A 23,419-nucleotide genomic window follows, 5' to 3' on the forward strand; every position below is an offset into this window, starting at 1 on the left:
TTTAGAAGAATACACACTTTATTTTAAAGACCCCAACTTCTTTATATTTTTACAAAAAAGGAGATGATTCAAATTTTCACTTTGAAACATCCCCTTTTGTAAATTTCTTTAAAGCTTATCTCTTATTTGTATTTTCAACTAATAATTGTATTTTCAACTAATCTTTCTTCATAGCATTTTAAATCATTTTGCTTTAGATAATTAAATTCAGACTCTACATAAATACCACAGCCTACAAACTCAATTGTCAAATTAGGTATATTTTCTTTTAGTATACTAGTCTGCTCATAAATAATTCTTTCCAATAAATCAACTTGTAATATAGAAAAATGCTTCATAATCTCTCCATCATTATCTATATCTTTCTTGATTTCATACCAACTCTTTGCCAAAACACCTTTAAAATCAATATACCCTAGGCTCTTCAATATATCTATACTCTCGCTCCATGCGTATCTACTAGATTTATCAAAGTATGATTCTAGTTTCTTCTTCTGCTCATTTGTAAGTGAATCATAAGAAAGCTTCTTATTAAAATGTGTCTTCAAAGAAATCTTAGCCATAGAATATGGACTTCTACCAGAGTTTAGACCAGCATTTTTGAACTTTTCTATTCCTTTATCTTCTACCGAAGACCATATTGAATTTATTGAATCTGAATCATTATACTTAACATCAAGACCATGCGTAATATCAATATAATTTTGTGGAAATACATATTGATAATAGATGTCTTTTCTATCATCATATAGAGAGAAGTATCCACTATCATATAAATGAATATGCACCTTTACATTTAGACTTTCATCTAAAATATTTCGTCTAAGGTTAGGAATATTTGCATACATAGTTACATATTTTATAGCATCAAAGTTTTGATTTAACGGAACTTCAAAACTAATTTCATCTCCTGTTAAGAGCTTTTTCACTTCTTCTTCACTACAATCATATAAAGAATATGTATTTTCAAATCCCACACGTGATTTTTTATCTAAACTTCCTGCCAATGGTACTTTCAAAATATGATTATCTGTTTTTTGCCATTGATAAGCATCTTGGTCAAGAAACTCTTTAATCTGTCTATTTTGCTCTTTAGCCTGATTTACAACCTCATTTTCATCTTCTGTAATCCCTACATGACATCTATTTAAGATATTTACTATATTGCTTCCAAATGGGAACGTCCATAATTGGAAAGCTGCTGCCTCTACCTGACACAAATATCTAACCTGATTTAATTCAATTTGATGAATAAGTTTTTTCTGATATTCATTCATTTGACTGCCACTACCTGACATTTGATAAATTAATTCTCCCATTGCAAGATTGTCTTTTTTCTTATCAATTTTATCAGTAATAATAATCTGAACTTCCATCATATCCTGTACTTTTTTGAAGATTCCTGAAATCACCTCTGAATTTTCCATTTTTAAGCTTGCAAATTTTGTGCTTAATTCAGTTAAAACTTCCTTCATTTTTAATTTACTTATCTCATTTTGGAAAATATCTTGATTTTTAACTGTATTATCAAAGTTTTCTACAAATGGGATAACAGATTCTTTCAAAGTTTTATCTTTAAACTCTACCATTTGAGTATTTAATTCATCTAATTTCTTAATATTATTTTCTTTATCCTTAATTGCCTCTTTAACTACCTCTATTTTGCTTTCAAAGTTAGATTTTACATTAAGACAATTATTAACACCACTAATTGCAGTATTTACAAGAGAACAAGCAGAGCTACCAATACTCAATGCGTTTTTAATTTTAGACATCTTTTGTTGTCTTTCAATAGCTTGCTTACTCTTCTCTAGTGCAACCAACTTATCTTTTTGTTGTTTGTTATTGTAATTTGCTTCCAACATACCTATTTCTTTTTTCTGGATTTTTGTGTAAATTTCCTTATACTCGCTTTCACTTAACCCCTCTTTTGCTCTTTGAATATCATCAGCTTTGTCTGCATAGTTATCGTCATCTATAGACTTAACTATAATCTCCTTAATTTGGTCAAATTTATCTCTTCTTCCTTCATCAATACCCGCCAAGTTATAAGTCATTTTATCTAAAGCATTCTTTCTATCTTCACTTAGCTGTTCTCCAAGTACAAAACTCATACCATCAGAATCTAATTTAAAATCTGAAAACTCAACCATCCTGTTGGTCCATTGGTATTCCTCTTCTTTAGCTGAAAGATTTTCCTTCAAAGATTTTGCACTGTCAAATGCTCCTAGACAAGCTTGACCAACACCACTAAATGCTGTCAGTAAACTCAACGCGCTTTGTATTCCCGAAAGAATTAACTGTGTTGTCATTTGTTCCTCAAGTTTTTTCTGTTTCTCTTTTAGTTTCTCTATATCTGCTTTTTCATCTTCTTTTATCTTTATAATCTCTTGAATCAATAGATTCATTTTTGCACTAACAGAAAGCATTTTACTCTCAAGTTCATTTTTTAAAATCTCTATTTGTTGATTTCCAGATTCAATTTGAATTAGGATACTTTCTTTATATGTGTTGAAATATCCTTCTTTTAACTCATCTTTCTTTCCTTGTTCCAATTCTCTTAAGGTCTTATCCAGATAATCTGTCAAAGCACGAATATCTGTAACACGATTTCCTCCAATTTCATTTTCTTCTACCATCTGCACATAAAATGCTATCTTTTGTTCAAGTGCAAATAAAATCATACTCCATTCGCTAAAATTCTGTTTTTCTTCTATAAAAGCTTCTATTTTATCAGACTGCATCAATTTATTTATAAGGTATTCATAGATTTCCTTTGCCTCTTTATAAAATTCTTTCTTTATATTCATATCGTCCAAAGAAAGTACTGCTTTATTTTTCTTATCAAAACTATAGTACTTCTTAAGTATTTCTCTATTTAACTGCATCTCCACTTTCTCAACTGCATGAAAAATTTCATAAATATGTGAAAGTTCTAAAATATCAGCTTCTAAAATTCCTACTGCACACAATAGTCTAAGATTCCTATAACCTTTACTTCCAGAAAAACCGAATCTATCAAAAAAGTCATATAAGAATGTATCTATTGATAAAGAATACTCCTGCTTTAACAATTCTTTTTCTTTTAATGCATCTCCAAAATGCCCTTCTTTGCCCTCTGCTCCAACTGAACCTGAATCTTCACGTTTGCTAATTGTCCAGTCCTTATGTTCTTCATAAAGAGCATTTAATTTCTCTCCATCATCTGCTACTTCGTTTTTGTTTGAAGCGTGACTTAATACATATCTATCAAAATAATAGTAGTTTCTATCACTATCATCTATTGGAATGGAGGCAGCTATATATCTTATTGTTTCTTCATATATACCTCTAATTCCACCAAGACCTCCAGAGCCTCCTTTTCCTCCAGCTCCTCCTTTTCCTGCTAGACCATTACTTCCATCTTTTTTACTTACAGAACCTTTTAATACAGTTGCTTTTCCAAGGAGATAAATCTGTCCGGATTTACTTCCAAGACCTGCATTTCCACCATTACCTCCTGTACCTCCAGTTCCACCTTGTTTTCCTTTTTCTGCTTTTACCACATAGTATTTTGTATCATTATCCTTAGCAAATTCTTTTGACTCTTTTTTAGAACCTATTTTAGCATTTTCCCCAGCTTCTCCAGTCAGTCCTGTATCTCCTATTTTTCCATTTTGTCCATTTCCACCTTGTCCACCATCTACATAAAGTTTAAGTTCTCCTTTTTTTTCTATCTCTTTAAAAGATAATAAAATATCACCTGAAGTTCCTGCATTATTACCATTTCTTCCATTCATTCCGTCGTAAATAGAATCTTCTCCAATCAATTTTTCTGCATTCTTACCAGATACATTGATTGAATAAGAACCTTCTGGTATACATAATTTTTCTGCCAACAATACAATATTCTTACCTGAAAAGACTTCTTTCTCCATACTACAGTCAATTTTCAGCTCACAATCTCCATACATATATATAGATGACAAAGCATTAAGTTGATAACCAGATATTATTTTAGTCAAATCTGATAAGTTCACTTTAGGTATAGGAATATATATAGAAAGTACCTTTTCTTTCTCATATGATTTTATATACGTACAACTTTGAATCTTTTCTATCCTATATTCTACATCTTCAAGTTTTTTGGCTTCTTCTTCCTTATGTTCTTCTTCTACTATCCAATATTTAATATCTCTTAATGTATCTTCTAAAGTATTTTTTAGTAATGATTTTAACAACTCACTTAGACCAACAATATGAGTCTCACTACAATAACTATTTAACTCTAAAAGAAGGCGTGTTTCTTCTAATACATTTACTTTTTGTACTCCATCACCATATGAAAGTTCTTGTACAAACTCCATAAGCTCTTTCATACTATTAGTTTTGCTACATAAATCCATATACATCTTGTCAAGTTGTACTTTTTTATCTTTTAGACTATTTATAGAAGATAAAATAGAAATAGAATCTTCTATACCTTTTTTTACACTTTCTATATAAGGAACTAAAAGTTTTTCTAGCTCTTTATAGGTTATATCAACAGCTTTTTGTATTTCTATTTTACAAGAAGCAGTAAGCATCAATCCCATATCTGTTTTTTCAAAAGTTTCAGGTAGATTTTTCATTTCATACAATAACTTTTCTGGATGTTTATCTAGTGGATTACATAATTTGATAGATACACCATCTGCTAACACTACATTTAATAAGTATACTAATTCCTTATAACCATCATAATCTTTCTCTTGGCTATCTAGGTCTTCTTTTACTTTCTTCAATATGTTTCTTATTTTTTCTTCTGTTACATTACCGACGAGTGTCTTAGGTATTTTATTGATAAGAAAGAAGAAATTTTCTTTATACTTTTCATAATCACCAAGCATATCTTTCAAATTTTTGCCTGTTTCTATTAATAATGTATGTCTAGAGTCCAGTAGAGATTGATAGTCTAAAATAACTACCATTCCTTTCACCTTTGAAGATGTAGAGATAGTTTCCCTTACAAGCATTGCACCTGCAATCATATACTCTGCTCCACGATTATCAAAAAATCCTGGGCAATCGCATAATGAAAAGTTTCTATTTGCAATATCTACAACTTCTGGGCATAAAGTCTTAGAATATACACCATTTCCAATTTCAACAGCTGAATCTTTTGCAGTGATATATACTTGTCCAGTTTCTGCATCTTTCTTTTCTTCCATTACACAACCTTTTAAATAATTGATACAAGTACTCTTTCCAACACCTGAAGCACCCAAAAATAACAAAATTGATTTTTCCTTTAAATTATATTTTCTAAGCTCATCCCTTCCCTCTTCCAAAAGGTTTACGATTCCACTATAAAGTTTATTTGCCATACATCCATCCCTTTCTATATTTCAGAACAATAGCTTTGATATTTTTCTTTAATAAGATTCTCTTCTACCTTTGAAACAGCTGTTGATAACTTAGTATTTGGAGCATTAAATCCTCCATTATCTCCTCTGTCTCCATATTCAGCGTATTCTCTTGATGGTCCTGTTTTACCTTCATTCCAATTTCCACCACTAAATTCTATATGATATTTAACTATACTATCTAACTTACAGTCCCAACTTGTAAAATATCCTGTATAGTACACAGTCTTATCTATGCCACTTGGAGAAAATGAAAGTGTATTATATCCATGATAACCACCACTTCCTCCATATCCACCTGAACCTGGTCTACCATTTGGACCTGCTTCTCCATCTCTCACTGTTATATCACAATGATTAATTATTCTATTTTTTTGTTCTTCTGAATCTGAAATGAAGTAAATATTACCTTTCTTACCAGCATTTCCACCTCTTCCAGCATTTCCACCAGCTCCACCTTTGTCACCTTTTTTACCACTTGTGCCTTTTGCAAAATATCCTTTAAACATCTGTCCGTGGAAATTACTTGTATATCCTGCATCAGCTCCATTACTTCCAGAAGCTCCAGTTTCACCATTTTTACCATCTATTCCTTTAGAACCATTTCCTCCATTTGCAATTAGTGTTAAACGATAATTTCTAATTCCTTCCTTAATATACAAGTAGATATTACCTGAATCTCTACCATCTTCACCATTTTTCCCATACATAGAATTATCTACAAGTTCTCCACTCTTTCCACTTACATTAATTTTTACATTACTACCTACATCGAGGTTATTGCAAGCAAGAATAATATTCTTCTCTGATGCAAAGTCCATTCCAAGGTTATCATCCATATAAATAGTATCTTTAGCAAAGAACATAAATGTAGAAACATCGTCATCCACTTTTCTGTTTTTGAAATATTCCAATACACTGCTAATTACTAAGTTTGGAATCAATGCTCTTATTTCAATACCTTTCTTATCATTAATATTAATTGTTTTTACTATAAATGGATTTAAAATGTATTTACTAATAAATTCTCTAATTATTTCGTTTCCTTCTTCTCCATATGTATTTAATCTTGTTATACTGTTTTCTAATTCTTCACTCTGTATTGATGTAACATTTCTCAAAATTGGTTCAAAATCATTTCTACTGTATATATAATCTTTTTTATTTGCAACTTCCATTAATTTTTCTCTATTTGGCAATGTAAACACTTGTTTTTGTACTTCATAAGAAACTAAAATTTCTCCTAAGTTCTTTCTTATTATAATGAAGTTTTGCTCCATTATCTTTTTACTTGCTTTTTCTATAATATATTCCATATGTACAGAAGGTAATAAAATTTCCCCAGTTCCATGTTCTGTATATTTACTTAAGGCATCAATTATATCCAAATTCCCTTTTATCTTATTTTGTAATTTCATACAATTATCTTGTAAGAATAAGACACTTTCTTTAGCTAATACGTTAATAAATCTGTCTATAGTAAGACTTGTTGTACTTTCCAACCAGCTTCTAAATACTCCCACAACCTTATCATATTTTGATATTTCTTGAATCATTGTTATTCTTCCGATAACATTGACAAAGTCTTCTGTATATTCCTTAACATAATCTTCCAAACTAGATACGATATTATTTTGAATATCTTTTATCAATGTATCTAAAACTAATCTTGCATCTGCACTAATTGGATATTGGAATGCTGATGTCTTATCTTTAACTTCATCTAATTCTAGTACTTTTTTTAATAAACCTTCCCTCTCATCTGATGCAAGTGGCTTACAAAGATGAATATTTTTTCCATTATCTTTTAGCAATTCTTCAAATAACCAAGCTTTTTCTTCTATATTACTATCTAAATTTTCACACAGTTGTTCATATTTTCTTTTTATAACATTATATATTTGTTTTTCTGTTCTTCCTAAGAAGCTTTTTGAAATGAAAAAAGTTATACTACCCTTAAAGTTTTCTCTATGAAGACACATATTTAACTGTTGGAACAAATCTAGTACTTTTGTAAGTCTAGAATCCAATATATCTGCTTCTGGTATTAATACAACTACTGCACATATAGATGCAGAATTTTTAAATACTTCACCTAATGAAACTGCTGCACTAATATCATGGGCTACCCCTCTATTGTCACTAAATCCTGCAGTATCACATAATTTTGCATCCATTCCTTCTACTGGTTTTCTCATATCTACAATGTTTGGATACAAAGTTTGAGAAACAGCTCCTGAACCAATCTCTGCTACAGGGTCTAAACACTCAATATAAGATATACCAGTGTCTTCATCCTCTACTTCCTTCATTACACATCCTGCAAGATAGTTAATTGCAGTGCTTTTGCCACAACCTGTCCCACCAAGAATTAGAATTAAATTTTGATTTTCTGCCTTATTTATTGCTACTTTTCCTTCGTTTAATAAGAGTGTTATTTCTTCTAAAAGTTGATTGTTATTTTCTGGCATTTATTTTCCTCCTTAGTTATATGTTTTTATTTAAATAAAGTTTAATCACTTAAGTAAATTGTAAAGTTCTTAGACTATATTTAAATTTCGTTTTGTTTTTTATTTTTAATAATTTTATATCTTCATTCGATAATTGCTTCTTCCTTATTTACTAAAATAACTGTGTTGTAAGGTATAATTTTTATCAACACAGTTATTTTATTTAATGTACTTATTTTATTGTATTTTCTATAACACATTTGTCTTATTATATTATCTGTCCACTATTTTTCTATGGTTATTACATATATATACTTTTTATCACAATTATCTTTCTACAATTAATTCAAACATTACACCACTATTGAATAATCGTATTTACCTCATTAGTCATACAACTATCAATTAGTTTATTCCACTTTTTACGATTATAATTTAGTCCACTTCCATAATCTTCAATAACTTCATCTACTATTATTCCTTTAGCATTTGCATATTGTCTAAGAAACTCCACTTGACTTTTCAAATCATCTTTTAAATCTTCTTCTTCGACAGCCCTAAATTTTGACCATCCACCAACAAAAAGACTCATATAAAAAACCTCCTTTATGTATATATTTATTTATCCATATAGTAGTACTAATTTTCTTAATATTCAATATATTCTGTGTAACTGGTCGATAAAAATGCATAACTGGATAAATAATCAATAAAAACAATATTTTAAAACAATTTTCTATAATATATTTCAAAAAATTAGTAATTCTATTAGAGTAAAACATTCAAAAAATTCATTAAAATAAGTATATCAATTTATATATTTTAAACTTATGCTCAACCATTAATTAAAAATAGTTTAATTATCTATTACTTATTATTATGATTATAAAAACCTTATTTAATAATGAAATATTTCTATTACAAAATTTAGTTAAGATTGATTAAGTAAAAATATTTGTGAAACAACCTAAATTTTACAGATAATAAGATTATTCTACAATACGATATACACCTTGTTCTTAAAATTTGATAAATAGAATAATGGATATTTTCACTTATTATACTTAGAAAATATCCATTACTTAACTTAATTTATTTAAAATCACATAAAAACTTTATTATTTTTTATATTGCTCTTAATTATACTCAAATATCACTCTTTTAATACAAATATAACATTTTTCAACCTTTGTAAAGAATTCTTAAAAATATTTGAAAAAGCTTCTGCAAAATTTTCAACATCACCTTTTTTTAAATACACAAGTATCTCCAAACATACATCAAAACGTGTTTTCAAAATTTCATTATACTCTTTACGAAAGAATCTCTCTAAATAAATTCCAAATATCATATATTGTTTTAAATGCAAAAATGTTTCTTGCAATACGTAAATTTGTGTATAATCTACTATCTTACAAAGTAAAACAAAGTCGGGATAAACCTTACACTCTTCAAAATTATTTTGTAAATATCTTAAGTGAGCTTCTATATCCTCAACATCTATGTAATCTATCTTCTCCTTTAATAAAAGGACTACATCCTCAAGAGTAATCGTAACAAATTCTATAGCATCTAAAAGCAAATTCAATCTTTTAGACCCTTCTTCTGTCTTTATATAATAATCATCATACTCAGAAAAAAGGGTTATATACGTTCCCTTGCCATTAATCGTTTTAGCAATTCCCCATTCATTTAATTTATTATACGCATTTCTAACTGTTGGAAGAGATACACTATATTTATTAATTACCGAAGTAATTGATGGCAGACAATCTCCTATTTTAAGACTTCCTTCAAAAACCTGACAAATTATATCTGAAACAATTAAATCATATAAATAACTATTTTCTAATGATACAGAATTAAAATTATTTGCATATCTACCTTCTGGAACATAATTTTTTATCATCTTAAGTGTAGATTCTCTGCAGTTTTCATACATACAGGTTAATGACTCCTTGAATTTAATGAAATCCCCATTCAGTGCATATGAATAAATTTTTCTTATTTGTTCTATATACTTATTACTAAAAAAATCTACATAACAGTCATCCAAGTTATCGACACTATAAACCATTTTTGAAATCATAGCATCATACTGAATAATATCACAAAAATATTTAATAAGAGAATTATTTGTTTTACTTATTAGTTTCTCTATATATTTTATCCTCTGTTTTCTAAAAACAAAATAGTCAGAACTATCCTCTGTTATACAATCAGTAATCTCATGTAATTCTTGAAAATCTTTAGTTGTAAATCTTTTGATATTGTACACAGCGATAGAAGGAAATATCAAGCTAAAAATCTGATACATCTCTGATACTTGCAAAATCCTCTCATATGATAATTCAGATTCTATTGATTTTTTAGTGTTGTTGATTAAAACTGGTCTACACCCAACCTTTGTTTCTATAAATCCCTTTTCTGACAACATTTTTATTACTTTTTTTATAGTATTTCTTGATACCATATACTCTTTGGACATATTTTGGATGGAATCAAGTCTATCTCCAACAGTAATCTTACCAGTGTAAATTTGTTGAATTATATGTTCAAAAATAATTAGATATTGTGGTTTTTTTTTCATATTTTTCCTCTTTGATAAATTAGATTTATTGCCTTTCATAAACTAGATTTATTTTTATTTAACAAATTAAAGTAGTTGCTTATTTTTTCTTCATAATCTATAATTAATATAAACCATTTATATATATGGTCTAAGTTTTATAATACCATAATACAGTAAAATAGCATATTATATATGACTATAATAAATTAACATGTTATTGTAGTAAATTAATTAGAACAATTTTAAGTGTTTTAAAACTTCAATGAATATATATTTTTTTTTAGATATTATTTATGTTTGCTAATAGAATAACTTTACTTAATTTTACACAATAAATCATATGATACTTAAAATATATAATTATGATACTTGCTATATAAAATTATAGGGATACTCTTTAAACTCTATCTAGCACAAAATATATACAATAAAAAAGAAGGTATCCATATAAGCTCTTTATATGTACCTAAAGAAAAGATGTAAAATCGAGTATATAAAATTTACTCCATTTTAAGTAAATACAATATCATTTTAAAAGAGGATATACTATGAAATACCATATTTTTTTAATCATAACTATTATATTAATAATTGAACTCTGCAATATCTACATATACAAGGTAGCATCTTTTGGAAACAAGAGTATAGCTGTACATAAGAACTATAAATACATATTTATAGTAAAACCATTAACTTTTTTGACAATAATGTTTACAGAATTACCATTACCACTATTTTATATATTGTTTTACATAGTAAGTCACAAATTGCTTTTAATGAACAAAAAAAAATCTAATAGCAATCGTTTTATTCCTAATATAGCAGTAATAAGTTTTTGTATTTTACACCTTATTACTCTAAGTATAATATCTCTTGTTGAAAATACAAGTCTAGATACTATGTTTATAAATAGGACCTATAAGTTAACTAGCATTTTAATTGCTTCTATTTTAGATTTTATCTTATGGTACTCTATAGATAAACTAAAAGAGCACATTTACATAATAACTAAAAATCAAATAGAATTCAGTCTATTTTTAAAGTTTATTTGGTTCACTTTAGGCTATATATTATTTGATAGTGTACAGGTTACATTTTCACCACCAAGTTCTCTAACTTCCTATTTTATAATTGGAAGTAACTTATTATTAACCTTACAACTGATTATATTCATCAATCATATATATTCCATTGAAAAAAACATTTATTTAGAAAAAGAACATAATAGACTAGAAATGATAAAGCAAGAACAGTTATTAAAAGTCAATTTATTAAAGAAAAAAGCTAACATTGACGAATTAACATCAGCATATACTCGAAAATTTGCTTTTGAAAAAATACAGTCTTACATTGATAATAGCTTATTATTTTCATTGGTATATATCGATTTGGACAAATTAAAGACAATAAATGATACATATGGACATTTAGCTGGAGATAATTATATTATTAACTTCTCAAGTATAGTTATTGAAAATTTAAGAACAGACGATATATTTGCTAGAATAGGAGGAGATGAGTTTATAGTTATTATGCCTAAATCTAATGAAAACACAACAAAAGAATTTATGGAGAAAATACGTAAAATTATGGATAATAAGATATCTTTTAGCTATGGTATTGTGGAAGTTCCTAGCGAAAATAAAATGACTATAGAAGAAATTATTAATATTGCAGATGTTAGAATGTACACTGATAAACAAAATAATCATAGAAGGAACAGTAACTAAAATGGATATGTATATAAGCTTACTTATAATTTTACTATGTTTTTCATCTTATTATCTTTATCATTATAATTTTTTTAAATATCTAGACATTGTGATTAGTAAATCTAAAAACAAATATAAAGTATACGTTATATATTCTCTATTTAATTATTTAATCTTTATTATTTGTACTTATTTAAGATTACATCTAATTACAAATTGGACAATTTTTATGTTGGTTTTATTCATACAAATTAAAATAACTTACAAACTCCCCATCATAAAAAACCTTTTTTATTCACTAAACTGCTCTATCATTAGTTTAGCAATAAACATATTTTTTAGGTCTTTAATGTCAATAGTATTAGACATGCCAGCATATTTATTTGATAGTAATTCTATTACAAATATTTACAGAATGTTTTCTATATCATTTAGTTTTATAGTTACAGGGCTATATTTCTGTTATAAAAATCATAAAAATAATCAGATTAGCTTTGAAACAGTTTTAGAAGACAAAAAAAATCTGATTTTTTTATTGAGCCTTATGTTTGTAATGTACTTGTATCTATGTTTGAGTCTATCAATATATTATACTGTTGAAAATGTCTTGATTTCAAAATTATATGGAATCAAGTCTGCCATAATAGTTTTGGTAGGTAACTATATTGCAGAAAGATATAGCTTTAGAATTACTCAAATAAAAAGTTACGATAGTAAAAACCAAATAGAATATGTAGAAAGCTTAAAAACAGAATATGAAATTAATAAATTGAATGATATTGTATATACAGATTTACTGACAGGCTTCTACAATAGACCTTTTGTAAACCAAAAATTATCAGAATGGACATCAAATCACTACAAATTTACTTTATGTTTTGCTGATTTAAACAGCTTAAAACTTGTAAATGATAAATTTGGACATCAATTTGGTGATAAATACATATCCACTACTGCACAAATAGTAAAAAAACTTATAAATATAGAAAATTCCTTACTATTTAGGTATGGTGGAGATGAATTTGTATTCCTTTTACAGAATACAAGTTGTATAGAAGCAGAAAAAATAATGATTAATATCAATTATGAATTATCAAATTTAAGTAATACTTACGAGTATCCTTATGCTCTTTCCATAAGCTATGGGTTAGTTGAGTGGGATGGAATATCTGATATTGAAACTTTAATATCAGAGGCAGATTCTTTGATGTATGAAAATAAGCTTAAAAATAAATCTACTTTAAACTAGGTAATTTAGATATTCTATAAAATATATGTTATAAGGGAGTCCTAGGAATGTCAAAAAGTACAGATTTTGCAAATATTGAATATAGTTTATTAATGAATGCACTAGATGTAAGCGTTAGTAAACACCTATTAGATGAACACTTTACTGTTGTTTGGGCTAATGACCGATATTATGAAATGTTTGGTTATACAAAAGAAGAATACGAAACTCTATTTCATAATCAATGTGACCTTTTTTACAAGGATAATCCAGAAGATTGGAATGAACTTGTAGATATTGTAGTAAAAACGTTTTCTACTGGAGCAAAAAAATATGATTCTGTTTGTCGTATGAAACATCGCAGTGGAAAAAACTTTGGATAAAGTTATTTGGATTTTTAACAGGAGAAATAGTTGATGGATACCCTATTTCATATTCTGTTATGGTTGATATTACAGAACAAATGATGATTAAAATAGAACAAACTTTTACATAAGAAAATACCCACCAAGCTATGGTTTTTCTTACTGCTGTTCGGTGGGTATTAGTAGTATTATGAAATCTAAAAACTTTAAGTATTACTACTTCCGCTAACGCAATCACAAAGGTTGAAAGCTTCAAAGCGAAAATAGGCTTTTTACTCATCAAACGTCACCGTACCTGCCAACCCGTCCACCGTTATCATTTGTCCGCTCTTAATAGTTCGTGTGGCAATGTGTGTAGCCATAACGGCTGGGATGCCATATTCACGTGCGACAATGCTTGAATGGCTAAGAGGACCACCAATGTCCGTTACAATCGCACTTGCAGATGAAAATAATGGTGTCCATGCTGGAGTTGTGGTAACTGCAACCAAAACACTTCCAGGTTGAAAGCTTTCAAAATCTGCTGGACTATTCAGTACACAAGCTGGAGCCGTCACAACACCAGTACTGGTACCAATGCCCGTCAACACAATTTCCCCATCTTTCTGCTTCTGTAGTGCTTGTGATATAGTTTTTTTGTTTTTCTCTGGCAACTTGGATGGTGACACATAACCCATGTATTTTTTAAGTTCAGCTTTTCGAACAGGTATTAACCCGTTCATATCAGATAGAGACTTATTTTTATCCAACTGTTCTATAAGTGCCTCCAATTCCGATTTTGTGAGCCAATAAATATCATCTAAATGTGAAATAGCTCCTCCTCGTATGAATCGTTCTGAGATTTCCTGAAACATACAGCGAATCAGAGGATGCCCCATTCCCATCAAATAAATAGCATTTTCACGCATAGGAGAGGTTTCCTGCGCCCAATGGAGCAACTTAAAAAATAGTTTTTTACGCAATCCACCTATGTGTTGTAAAATCTCTTCTTCTGCATGTTTTCTACGCTTTTCAAACGTGGTCTGGCGTAAAAAAGGACTTTCCCCTTTTCCTTCCACAAATGTTTTTACGGATTCAAAAGTTGGTGTAAGTGTCTCCTGTGGTGTGGAATACGCAAAATCAAATTCATAAGCAGTACGACCAAACTCTTTAAAGTACTTATTGATTCGATTTTTCCATTCTATCCATACTTCCTGTGAAACTCCAACAGGCACAACTGAAGACATGAAATCTTCTGCTATCTTTATTGCAGGACTGTTTTGCAGATAAAGGTTGATGCTGTTATTTTGCTTTACCCATTCTGAAAGACCCCACAACTCCTTTTCCGATTGCAGAGCAATCGTATCAAACCCAAGCAGGAAAACGGAAGTATCCGTTATACCAGCACGGCGAACTGCTCCTTGAAATAATTTTGTAAATAATGTTTCACTGATAGAAGCAGCAGGCAACGTAAGCTGAATCCTTGTGAAATAAATACATGCGGCATAAAATATTGTCTGAATACCCTCCATAATTTGATGGGCGTTCATCGTATGCAGGGGCTTTTCTTCCCATTGTTTAATAGCATCCTCATATCCTTTTCGTGCCGTTTCCCAGCGTGCAACGCTGTTCATAAGTGTCCTACGTAAAGAGCGTGGGGAAAGGGATTTGATAGCAATCAAAAGTGGCTTTGATTTAGCAGAAAGATAAACATATCCATTAATAACCGTGTATGCCCCGTTTTTTGGCAGTAGTTTTTTTGCACTTTTACCAAACATATCTATCCATAAAAGCTCCGATGCACGGTTTACGATTTCAAGACCAAGCGTGGCGAACAAAGGTGTAACAGGATTTGGTAAGTGTTCTGCCAAACTTCCCTTTGTGTATACAACATCCTGTTCTGGCAATACCCATTCCGGTGACAGAACAGTAATTGGACGAGCCTGAACAATGTACAATTTATCTTTTTCCAGTGCCCACTCTACATCCATAGGCATTTGATAATACTTCTCAATTTTCTTTCCAAGCTGTATCAGTTGCATTACCTGATTACGAGTAAGAGCATATTTTTTTCTTAACCTTTCAGGAACCATGGTTTCTTCTGTTCCTTCTGAAGTACGAACCGTCATAATCTCTTTATTTGCCACTTCATACGATATAATTCGTTCGGAGTCCTTATCCACTACGATTGTATCGGGTGTAACTAAGCTAGAAACCACCGCTTCACCAAGCCCCCATGCAGCGTTAATAATCATTTCGCTACGTCTACCATTGATTGGGTTTAACGTAAACATAATACCAGATGAATCGGAAAATGCAAGCTTTTGTACTACAACAGCAAGTGCGACAATCTCGTGCTTTATATTATTCTTCACACGATAAGCAATAGCACGAGCTGTCCATAAGGAAGCCCAGCATCTCTTTACAGCGTCAATAACTTTATCTTCACCTTGTATGTTAAGATAAGTTTCCTGCTGACCTGCAAAAGAAGCGTCAGGTAAATCTTCAGCAGTCGCAGATGAACGGACAGCCACCGATATGTTCCCTAATCCGGCATAAGCCGTTTTAATTGCGTCCGACACTTCCTGTGGCATTTCTCCATTATGGAAAAGCACCCCTATTTTCTTAGATACATCTTCAAGTTGGCTGGTATTATTGGAATCAATACCATCTAGCAGTTTATTAATTCGAGACTGAATATGGTTCGTCTCAACAAAAATCTGGTATGAAGCAGTCGTAACATGAAAACCGTCTGGCACAGGGATGCCTGCTGTCAATAGTTTTGATAAAGACATTCCTTTTCCACCAACAATTTCAATGGTTGCTTGTTTATGTTCCAGTGGCAAGACATAATAAATCATAATCATTCACCTCCATCATTCATAATCCCGTGCAGAAATATATTCATTGTTTCATCCAACATTTTTTCCGAACTATCTGATGGTCGGGACGTGTAGCTGATTGATAACATGGAGTTAATTAACAAACGTGTCACAAGAGCGGTATCCGTTTTGCGAAAGATACCTGTGGTCACACCATTATCAATTACCGATTTTATAATATCTTGATATGCATAACGAGCATCTTTAAGTCTCTTTCGATACTCTTCTTCTAAATAATCAGATTCTGTATTTAACCACATCAGTACAGTTCTATACTGCTCTGGAAATCTAAGATGATTAAGCATGATTTTTCTAAGGCACTGTTGTGGCGAAGGTTCACCATCAATAATCCTATGAACTTGTTGGATAGTTTTTTCTATTTCTTTCTCAACTGCGTATACAACAATCTCGTCTTTCGTTTTGAAAAAATCGTATAGACTTGACTTTCCCATGTTGGCTAAAACTGCAATTTCTCTCATTGATGTTTTTTTGAATCCATTTTCAGCTATGAGACTCAAAGCAACAGCAACTATTTTTTCTCGGCGTTCTGCTTGTTGTTCGGGTGTAAGCACAATTCCTTTTGGCATAAGGCGATACCTCCTTTTAGCGACCACTGGTCGTTTCTTTTTTATTTATCATACAGCGACCATCGGTCACTTGTCAAGGTTAATTTTTTCCATTGTATATGGTACTCGAGATAAAAATGTTCATTTTAGAAATTGCTCTATTTAAGTAGAAATAGGCTTCATCATTAGAAAACAAGACTATAAATTTAAGATATTTATCATGTTCAAATTTCATCAATCTCAAAGTTTAAGATATTTATTAAAAAATAATTACTAAGAAATAGCATATAAAAATTCAAAAAGGAGTTGAACTTAAAATTCAATTACAAAAAATCAAATTTAAGACAACTCCTTTATTTTTTATTTCTATTATTCTTTATCTCTATTTATTACAACTCTCTAACATTTACCACTACTGCCTTAGGTCTAGTCATAGCCTCAATTGAATACTTAACACCTTGAGTTCCCATACCAGATGCCTTTACACCTAAAAATGGGAAGTGGTCTGGACCTCTTTCAGTCTTATTATTTATTTGAACAGTACCAACTTCAAGTTTATCAGCTATATAAAACGCCCTATCAATATCACTTGTAAATACTGATGATTGAAGCCCATACTCTGATTGGTTAGCAATTTCAATTGCTTGATTCATATCTTTAACTCTTATAATTGGAAGTACTGGGCCAAATGGTTCTTCCCAAGCAATCTTCATATCAACATTTACATTATCTAACAACGTTGGATAGAATAAATTATTTTTTCTAACATTACCTGTTATTAACTTTGCTCCTTTATGTAATGCGTCATCAACTAACCCTTGAACAAAATCGGTTGCTTTATTATCTATAAGAGGTGTGATAACTACTTCATCCATTGGATTTCCAATTGTCAACTTCTCTACTAATGGCTTTATTTTTTCCACTAATTTGTCAGCTACACTCTCTTGTACTAGAATTCTCTTTACTGCTGTACATCTTTGCCCTGAATATGAATATGCTCCAGATACTATATTTTTAGCTGCAAAATCTAAGTCTGCATCTTCTAATACTATAGCTGCATCTTTTCCACCAAGTTCCAATAATAATGGCACCATTCCAGATATTTTAGATATATGCTGACCAACTTCAGTACTACCAGTAAAGTTAATAAAATTAATTCCTTTATGTGTTACAACATAATCCCCTATCTCACTACCCCTACCTGTAATAGTATTAAGTACTCCATCTGGTATCCCAGCTTTTCTCATAATTTCTACTACATGAAGTGCACTAATAGCCCCTTGTGTAGCAGGTTTTAATACAACTGCATTTCCACCAATAAGTGCTGGTGCAATCTTTGACATTGATAAATTTACAGGATAATTAAAAGGAGATATAGCTAAAACAGTACCTAATGGAACTCTCGATACATATGACATCTTATTTCTTGTTCCACCAGGAAAGTTATCGCCACTAATAGCTTCACCTTCCATATTTTTTCCTACATCTGCTGTATATCTTAAAAAATCTGCTGTTCTCTCAACCTCTGCCCTTGCAGATTTTATGTCTTTGGCTATTTCAAGTACCAGTATATTAGCTATTTCATCTATATTTTCTAACAGTAAATCAGCAGCCTTATGAAATATATTAGCTCTCTTGTATACAGGCATTTCAGCCCATACCTTTATACTCTCTTTTGTATTTTGGATAACTTCATCTACTTCATGTTTTGTCATAGATTGTACTTTACCAACAAGAGAATTATCTATTGGTGAGTAAATTTCTATTGGTTTTCTTGAATTAGATTCTACCCATTTTCCATTTATTAAATTTTTATATACATTTTCTTTTGTTCTAAGTTCATTAAACATATTTTTATTCCTCTCTCTGATATAACTTTGTGTATTTAAATTATAGCCATTTATTCGTTATGTAAACATTTCTTTTTCTTATAAACGTTTACCTAGAAAAATTTTTTAGAGTTAACGTTTTTTCTACATTTTTCTATTTTGATAACATGCTCGCTTGAAACTTATTCAAATCAAATTTTAATACAAGTCTCATAAATATTCCTCTATATCTAAGGAAGGTTAATATGAGTGAATTAATATAAAAATAAAAGATATAGTTTACAGAATAAATGATAAACTGAATATCACACAAAACTTGTAGACCCTAGTAGTTATATCATGTCGCTTTACTCTATGTTGTCTACAATAGTTTCTATATTTCTAATAATATTAGGTATTAAAATTAAAAAAATCCTTATAGTAATTGCTATTACAACAATTATTGTAAATGTTTTAATAATCTTAGATAGGTAGGTGTATATATGGTAAAATCCTTGAAGACTTTTAATAAAAATTTTAACTTGATGGTATTAGGTCAAATAATATCATTATTTGGTGCATCAATACTTAAATTTGCTTTGTCTTTATACATACTTGATATAACTGGCAAAGCAGAAATATTTGCTACTATACTAGCAGTATCTTCAATCCCAATTATAATATTCTCCCCTATTGGTGGAGCTATTGCTGATATATTCAATAGAAGAAACTTAATGGTTATTTTTGATTTTTCAAGTAGTATTACAGTGTTAGTCTTAGTAATCTTTTTATTTAATAATAGTGGCTCAATATTACTTGTAGGAATTATTATGACCATATTATCAGTTATAAGCACAATGTACCAACCAACAGTTCAGTCAAGTACACCCATGTTAGTCGATAGTGAACATTTAATGAATGCAAATGGTATTGTAGCAGGAGTTGCATCCCTTACAAATATCGCAGGGCCTGTATTGGGAGGTGTTTTGTATGGTATAGTTGGGATTAATGCAATTGTAGTTATCAGTTGTATAAGTTTCTTTATATCTGCAATTATGGAGATATTTATACAAATTCCTTTTATTAAACAAGAGCAAACTAGCAATATTATAAAAACTATATTTACTGATATAAAAGTTGGTATTATTCATATGTGCAAAGAAAATAGGTTTATATTAAAAATACTTTTTTTAGCCATAGCAATAAATTTATTTTTAAGCTCTATGTTAATCGTAGGCATCCCCTATATAGTAAAAATAACTATGGGAGCTAGTAACTTCTTATACGGTCTAGCAGAAGGGGCAATCTCTTTTAGTTCACTAATAGCTGCTGTGAGCATAGGTGTTTTCTCAAAATACCTAAAAATCACTAATTTGCATATTTCCTTTATAATATGTGCACTTATGTTTATACCAATGGCATTTTCAGTCTATCCATTTATGTTAAATACAGGATTTCCAGTTCCGTTTTTAATCTTTATTGTTTCCTCTATGCTAATATTTTTTACAACTACTCTTGCCTCAATATATGTTATAACAATCACACAATTAAAAACTCCAAATGAACTCTTAGGAAAGGTAATGTCAATTCTTTTTGCAGGAACAGCAATTGCAATGCCCCTTGGTCAGGTTATGTATGGTAAACTTTTTGATTTATTATCAGATAGAGTGTACATTATTATACTAGGAGTTGGATTTATTACGTTACTTATAGCATTTGTATCAAAGATAACATTAAGGAACGAAAAGCTTTAAATACAAAGAATTCAGATATAAAAATTTAATTTTCACTAATTTCTGAATTCAAATACAAAATTGTGTATCAGTGTGTTGACGTTTTGGAAATTGATTGATATAATCAATAAAAAATAAACTTTATAAAAATTCAAAATATTCAGCTATAGGAGTGATAAAAATGAGTTACATGCCAACTTTAGAACAAGCATGGGAAATATTAAAAAAATACAATAAGGAAGAATTTCATATAAGACATGCTCAAATTGTCTCTGGTGTTATGAGATACTATGCAAAGGAGTATGACCCTGAAAGAGTAGAATTTTGGGAAATCGTTGGACTTTTACATGACTTAGATTTTGAAATGTATCCTGATGAACATTGTGTTAAACAAAGAGAACTAATGACAGAGCTTGATTTAGATAAATCAATAATAGATTCTACTGTAAGTCATGGATATGGATTAACTGGTTCAGATGTTAAGCCAGAACAATTCATGGAGAAAGTATTGTTTGCTGTAGATGAACTTACTGGTTTAATTGGTGCAGCTGCAATAATGCGTCCTTCAAAAAGTGTTTCTGATTTAGAATTAAAATCTGTTAAAAAGAAATTTAAAGATAAGTCATTTGCTGCTGGCTGTTCTCGAGATGTTATAAGAAGCGGTGCAGAGATGCTTGGCTGGGAACTTGATAAACTTATCCAAACAACTATAGAAGCTATGAGAAGCTTAATTCCAGAAATGGCAATATAGCCCCTCATACATATACCATAGAAGTTACATCTTTGAAGAGCATTTCTCCTTTTGATGCAACTTCTTTTTATATTTTGCACAATAAAAATCTTAAAATTTTGAACTCATTACTTAATACTTCAAACTCACTATAATACTTCAAACTCATTATATGTAAAATCTGTAATAAGTACAACAAATAATATATAATTTATAATAAGTATAAACCCTCTGACTTTAAAAATTTCTCATAAATAATAAATAATTTCAATCTGAACATGTCATTATAGGATTTCATTACATACATTAAATTACATGATTGACTGCTTTCTTCACATTTCTGAGTGGTATAGCAATTTTAACTATAAACTTTTTATTATCATATTCAATTACAACATTGCCACCATACTTATTTACAGCGTTTTTTATACTTTTTATTCCAAGCCCATGAAGAGAACCTTTTTTATCTGTCATAATATCTCCATTTTTATTAGTAATGACTTTATTGACCTTAGTATTTTCCACTCTTATTAGATAAAAATTTTGCATAACATCACCTTTAATACAAATTGCTCTATTACCATTATCAATTTTATTACATGCTTCAATTGCATTATCTAAAATATTTGAAAATATATGACATACATCAACTAATTCAATAGCTTCACAACAACTAAAATTTATTCCTATTTTTAGTTCTATATTATTTTTATCACAGATTTCTTTCTTTTCACTTAATATGGTGTCTAATATAAAATTACCAGTATTAAATAATAACTCATTACTCTGGACTTCCACTTGTAAATTATTTAAATATGAAGTAACATCAATTCCTTTTTTAACCATGGCATTTATACACAATATATGATTTTTCATATCATGATTTAATAATCTAGTTTTTAAATATTTCTTTTCTATATCTTCATAATACTCATTCTCACATTTCAAAATATTTTTAATCATATTATTTTCTACAACTAAAGTATTATATTGCTGTAATTTCTTAGCAATTAAAATTAAGATTATACTTGATATAAGTAATACAACAGAAATCATAATGAATTGACAATTATGAATTAATCTTCCTGATTCTGAATTAAATATGTATTTAAAAATGACAAAAAAAGATGCTATATTAGCGACTATGGGGATAATTATATAAAATAATGACTTTTTATTTATTTCTATATTCCATTTTATCTTTAGTGCTCTATACAAAAACAAAGTTAAAATCAAAAGTATCTTTCCCAATACAATAGACTCAATCCTGTATATATCTCCTGTCACCATCTTGCTCATGTTATCTATAGAATTAAACCAAACTGTTAAAGATATACTTAAGGCATCTGTAGCAATTAGTAACATCCAGTAGATTAGAGATATTAATACAGACTTCATAATCCTCACATCATATGAGATTTTGTAAAATACAATAGTAATTATCACAGATATAATTACTCTTATATTTGGATGTACATCAAAAAAATAAACTATATTAGCAAAAACAACAATCCCTACTATATACAGGTTTATTTTTCTATTAGAAATCTTTTTCTCACTTGTATAGTCTAGCATTTTCTTACAAAGAAACCATTCTATCATAAAGGGTATCACAATGAAAATATTCCAAAATAAGCTTGACTTTATCATAATACTTTCTCCTAATGTATTAATAAATTATTTTTTTATATTTTACGTATAATTTAATTATATACGACTCTACATGTGTAGTAAATAGATTGTCAAAATTATTCCAAATAAGTCCATATTTCTTTTCTTTTTTAATTATATCACTAAATTTACTAAATTGAGCCAAACGTTATATCGCTTTTTTCATTAATAACTATATAAATTTATCTATAAGTAAATATAAAATATATTATTCATAAAACTCTTATATTATTTTCATATAAAATCCTATAAAAATTACAATAAAATCTTTTTTCATACGATATATCTTGATAGGCGAAGTATGTCAAAGTTACAATAGATTATTAAGAAAAGTTACTA

At 29.3% G+C, this 23,419-nt stretch carries 13 protein-coding genes and 1 pseudogene; 6 read left to right on the plus strand and 8 right to left on the minus strand.

What is annotated here, in order from left to right; all coding sequences use genetic code 11:
- Positions 1–134 precede the first annotated feature (134 nt).
- The 4 genes and pseudogenes from KGF39_RS15515 to KGF39_RS15530 all read right to left on the minus strand — a co-directional run bounded on the left by KGF39_RS15515 (position 135) and on the right by KGF39_RS15530 (position 10,424).
- Positions 135–5,345, minus strand: coding sequence for a GTPase (locus KGF39_RS15515; protein ID WP_227823001.1), 5,211 nt, complete (start codon positions 5,343–5,345; stop codon positions 135–137).
- Positions 5,346–5,359: 14 nt separating this feature from the next.
- Entirely contained in the window at positions 5,360–7,855 is a 2,496-nt protein-coding gene (locus tag KGF39_RS15520; protein ID WP_227823002.1) for an ATP-binding protein, read from the minus strand.
- Positions 7,856–8,201: 346 nt separating this feature from the next.
- A pseudogene (locus tag KGF39_RS15525) lies at positions 8,202–8,396 on the minus strand (recombinase family protein); the annotation flags it as partial.
- Between the two features lie 591 nt (positions 8,397–8,987).
- On the minus strand, positions 8,988–10,424 hold the full coding sequence (locus KGF39_RS15530) for a GntR family transcriptional regulator (protein ID WP_227823003.1): 1,437 nt from the start codon (positions 10,422–10,424) through the stop codon (positions 8,988–8,990).
- A gap of 530 nt (positions 10,425–10,954) precedes the next feature.
- On the opposite strand from KGF39_RS15530, the gene KGF39_RS15535 reads away from it, so the two are divergent.
- From KGF39_RS15535 to KGF39_RS15550, 4 genes are all read left to right on the plus strand, one after another.
- Positions 10,955–12,136 (plus strand): GGDEF domain-containing protein, encoded by a 1,182-nt coding sequence (locus KGF39_RS15535; RefSeq protein WP_227823004.1) that lies wholly within the window; start codon positions 10,955–10,957, stop codon positions 12,134–12,136.
- A gap of 331 nt (positions 12,137–12,467) precedes the next feature.
- Complete coding sequence (locus KGF39_RS15540; protein ID WP_227823005.1) at positions 12,468–13,367, plus strand: GGDEF domain-containing protein; 900 nt, start codon at positions 12,468–12,470, stop codon at positions 13,365–13,367.
- Positions 13,368–13,414: 47 nt separating this feature from the next.
- Positions 13,415–13,729 (plus strand): PAS domain-containing protein, encoded by a 315-nt coding sequence (locus KGF39_RS15545; protein WP_227823006.1) that lies wholly within the window; start codon positions 13,415–13,417, stop codon positions 13,727–13,729.
- Positions 13,690–13,842: a hypothetical protein gene (locus KGF39_RS15550; RefSeq protein WP_227823007.1), complete on the plus strand. Its 153-nt coding sequence runs from the start codon at positions 13,690–13,692 to the stop codon at positions 13,840–13,842. Before KGF39_RS15545 ends, KGF39_RS15550 begins: the two co-directional genes overlap by 40 nt.
- 141 nt (positions 13,843–13,983) lie before the next feature.
- On the opposite strand, the gene KGF39_RS15555 is transcribed toward KGF39_RS15550, so the two are convergent.
- From KGF39_RS15555 to KGF39_RS15565, 3 genes are all read right to left on the minus strand, one after another.
- Positions 13,984–16,551, minus strand: coding sequence for a PEP/pyruvate-binding domain-containing protein (locus KGF39_RS15555; RefSeq protein ID WP_227823008.1), 2,568 nt, complete (start codon positions 16,549–16,551; stop codon positions 13,984–13,986).
- A 2-nt stretch (positions 16,552–16,553) separates the two neighbouring features.
- A complete protein-coding gene (locus tag KGF39_RS15560) occupies positions 16,554–17,159 on the minus strand; it encodes a TetR/AcrR family transcriptional regulator (RefSeq protein WP_227823009.1) in 606 nt (201 codons plus the stop codon).
- Between the two features lie 368 nt (positions 17,160–17,527).
- Entirely contained in the window at positions 17,528–18,988 is a 1,461-nt protein-coding gene (locus tag KGF39_RS15565) for an NADP-dependent glyceraldehyde-3-phosphate dehydrogenase (RefSeq protein ID WP_227823010.1), read from the minus strand.
- Positions 18,989–19,449: 461 nt separating this feature from the next.
- On the opposite strand from KGF39_RS15565, the gene KGF39_RS15570 reads away from it, so the two are divergent.
- Together KGF39_RS15570 and KGF39_RS15575 are read left to right on the plus strand one after the other, a co-directional pair.
- A complete protein-coding gene (locus KGF39_RS15570) occupies positions 19,450–20,700 on the plus strand; it encodes an MFS transporter (protein ID WP_227823011.1) in 1,251 nt (416 codons plus the stop codon).
- A 160-nt stretch (positions 20,701–20,860) separates the two neighbouring features.
- Complete coding sequence (locus KGF39_RS15575; RefSeq protein ID WP_107594114.1) at positions 20,861–21,430, plus strand: hydrolase; 570 nt, start codon at positions 20,861–20,863, stop codon at positions 21,428–21,430.
- A gap of 285 nt (positions 21,431–21,715) precedes the next feature.
- Here KGF39_RS15575 and KGF39_RS15580 read toward each other — a convergent pair whose 3' ends face one another.
- Positions 21,716–23,059, minus strand: coding sequence for a sensor histidine kinase (locus KGF39_RS15580; RefSeq protein ID WP_227823012.1), 1,344 nt, complete (start codon positions 23,057–23,059; stop codon positions 21,716–21,718).
- Positions 23,060–23,419: the final 360 nt, after the last annotated feature.

This window comes from Clostridioides sp. ZZV14-6345 (assembly GCF_020657775.1).
GTDB classification, from domain to species: Bacteria; Bacillota; Clostridia; order Peptostreptococcales; family Peptostreptococcaceae; genus Clostridioides; species Clostridioides difficile_D.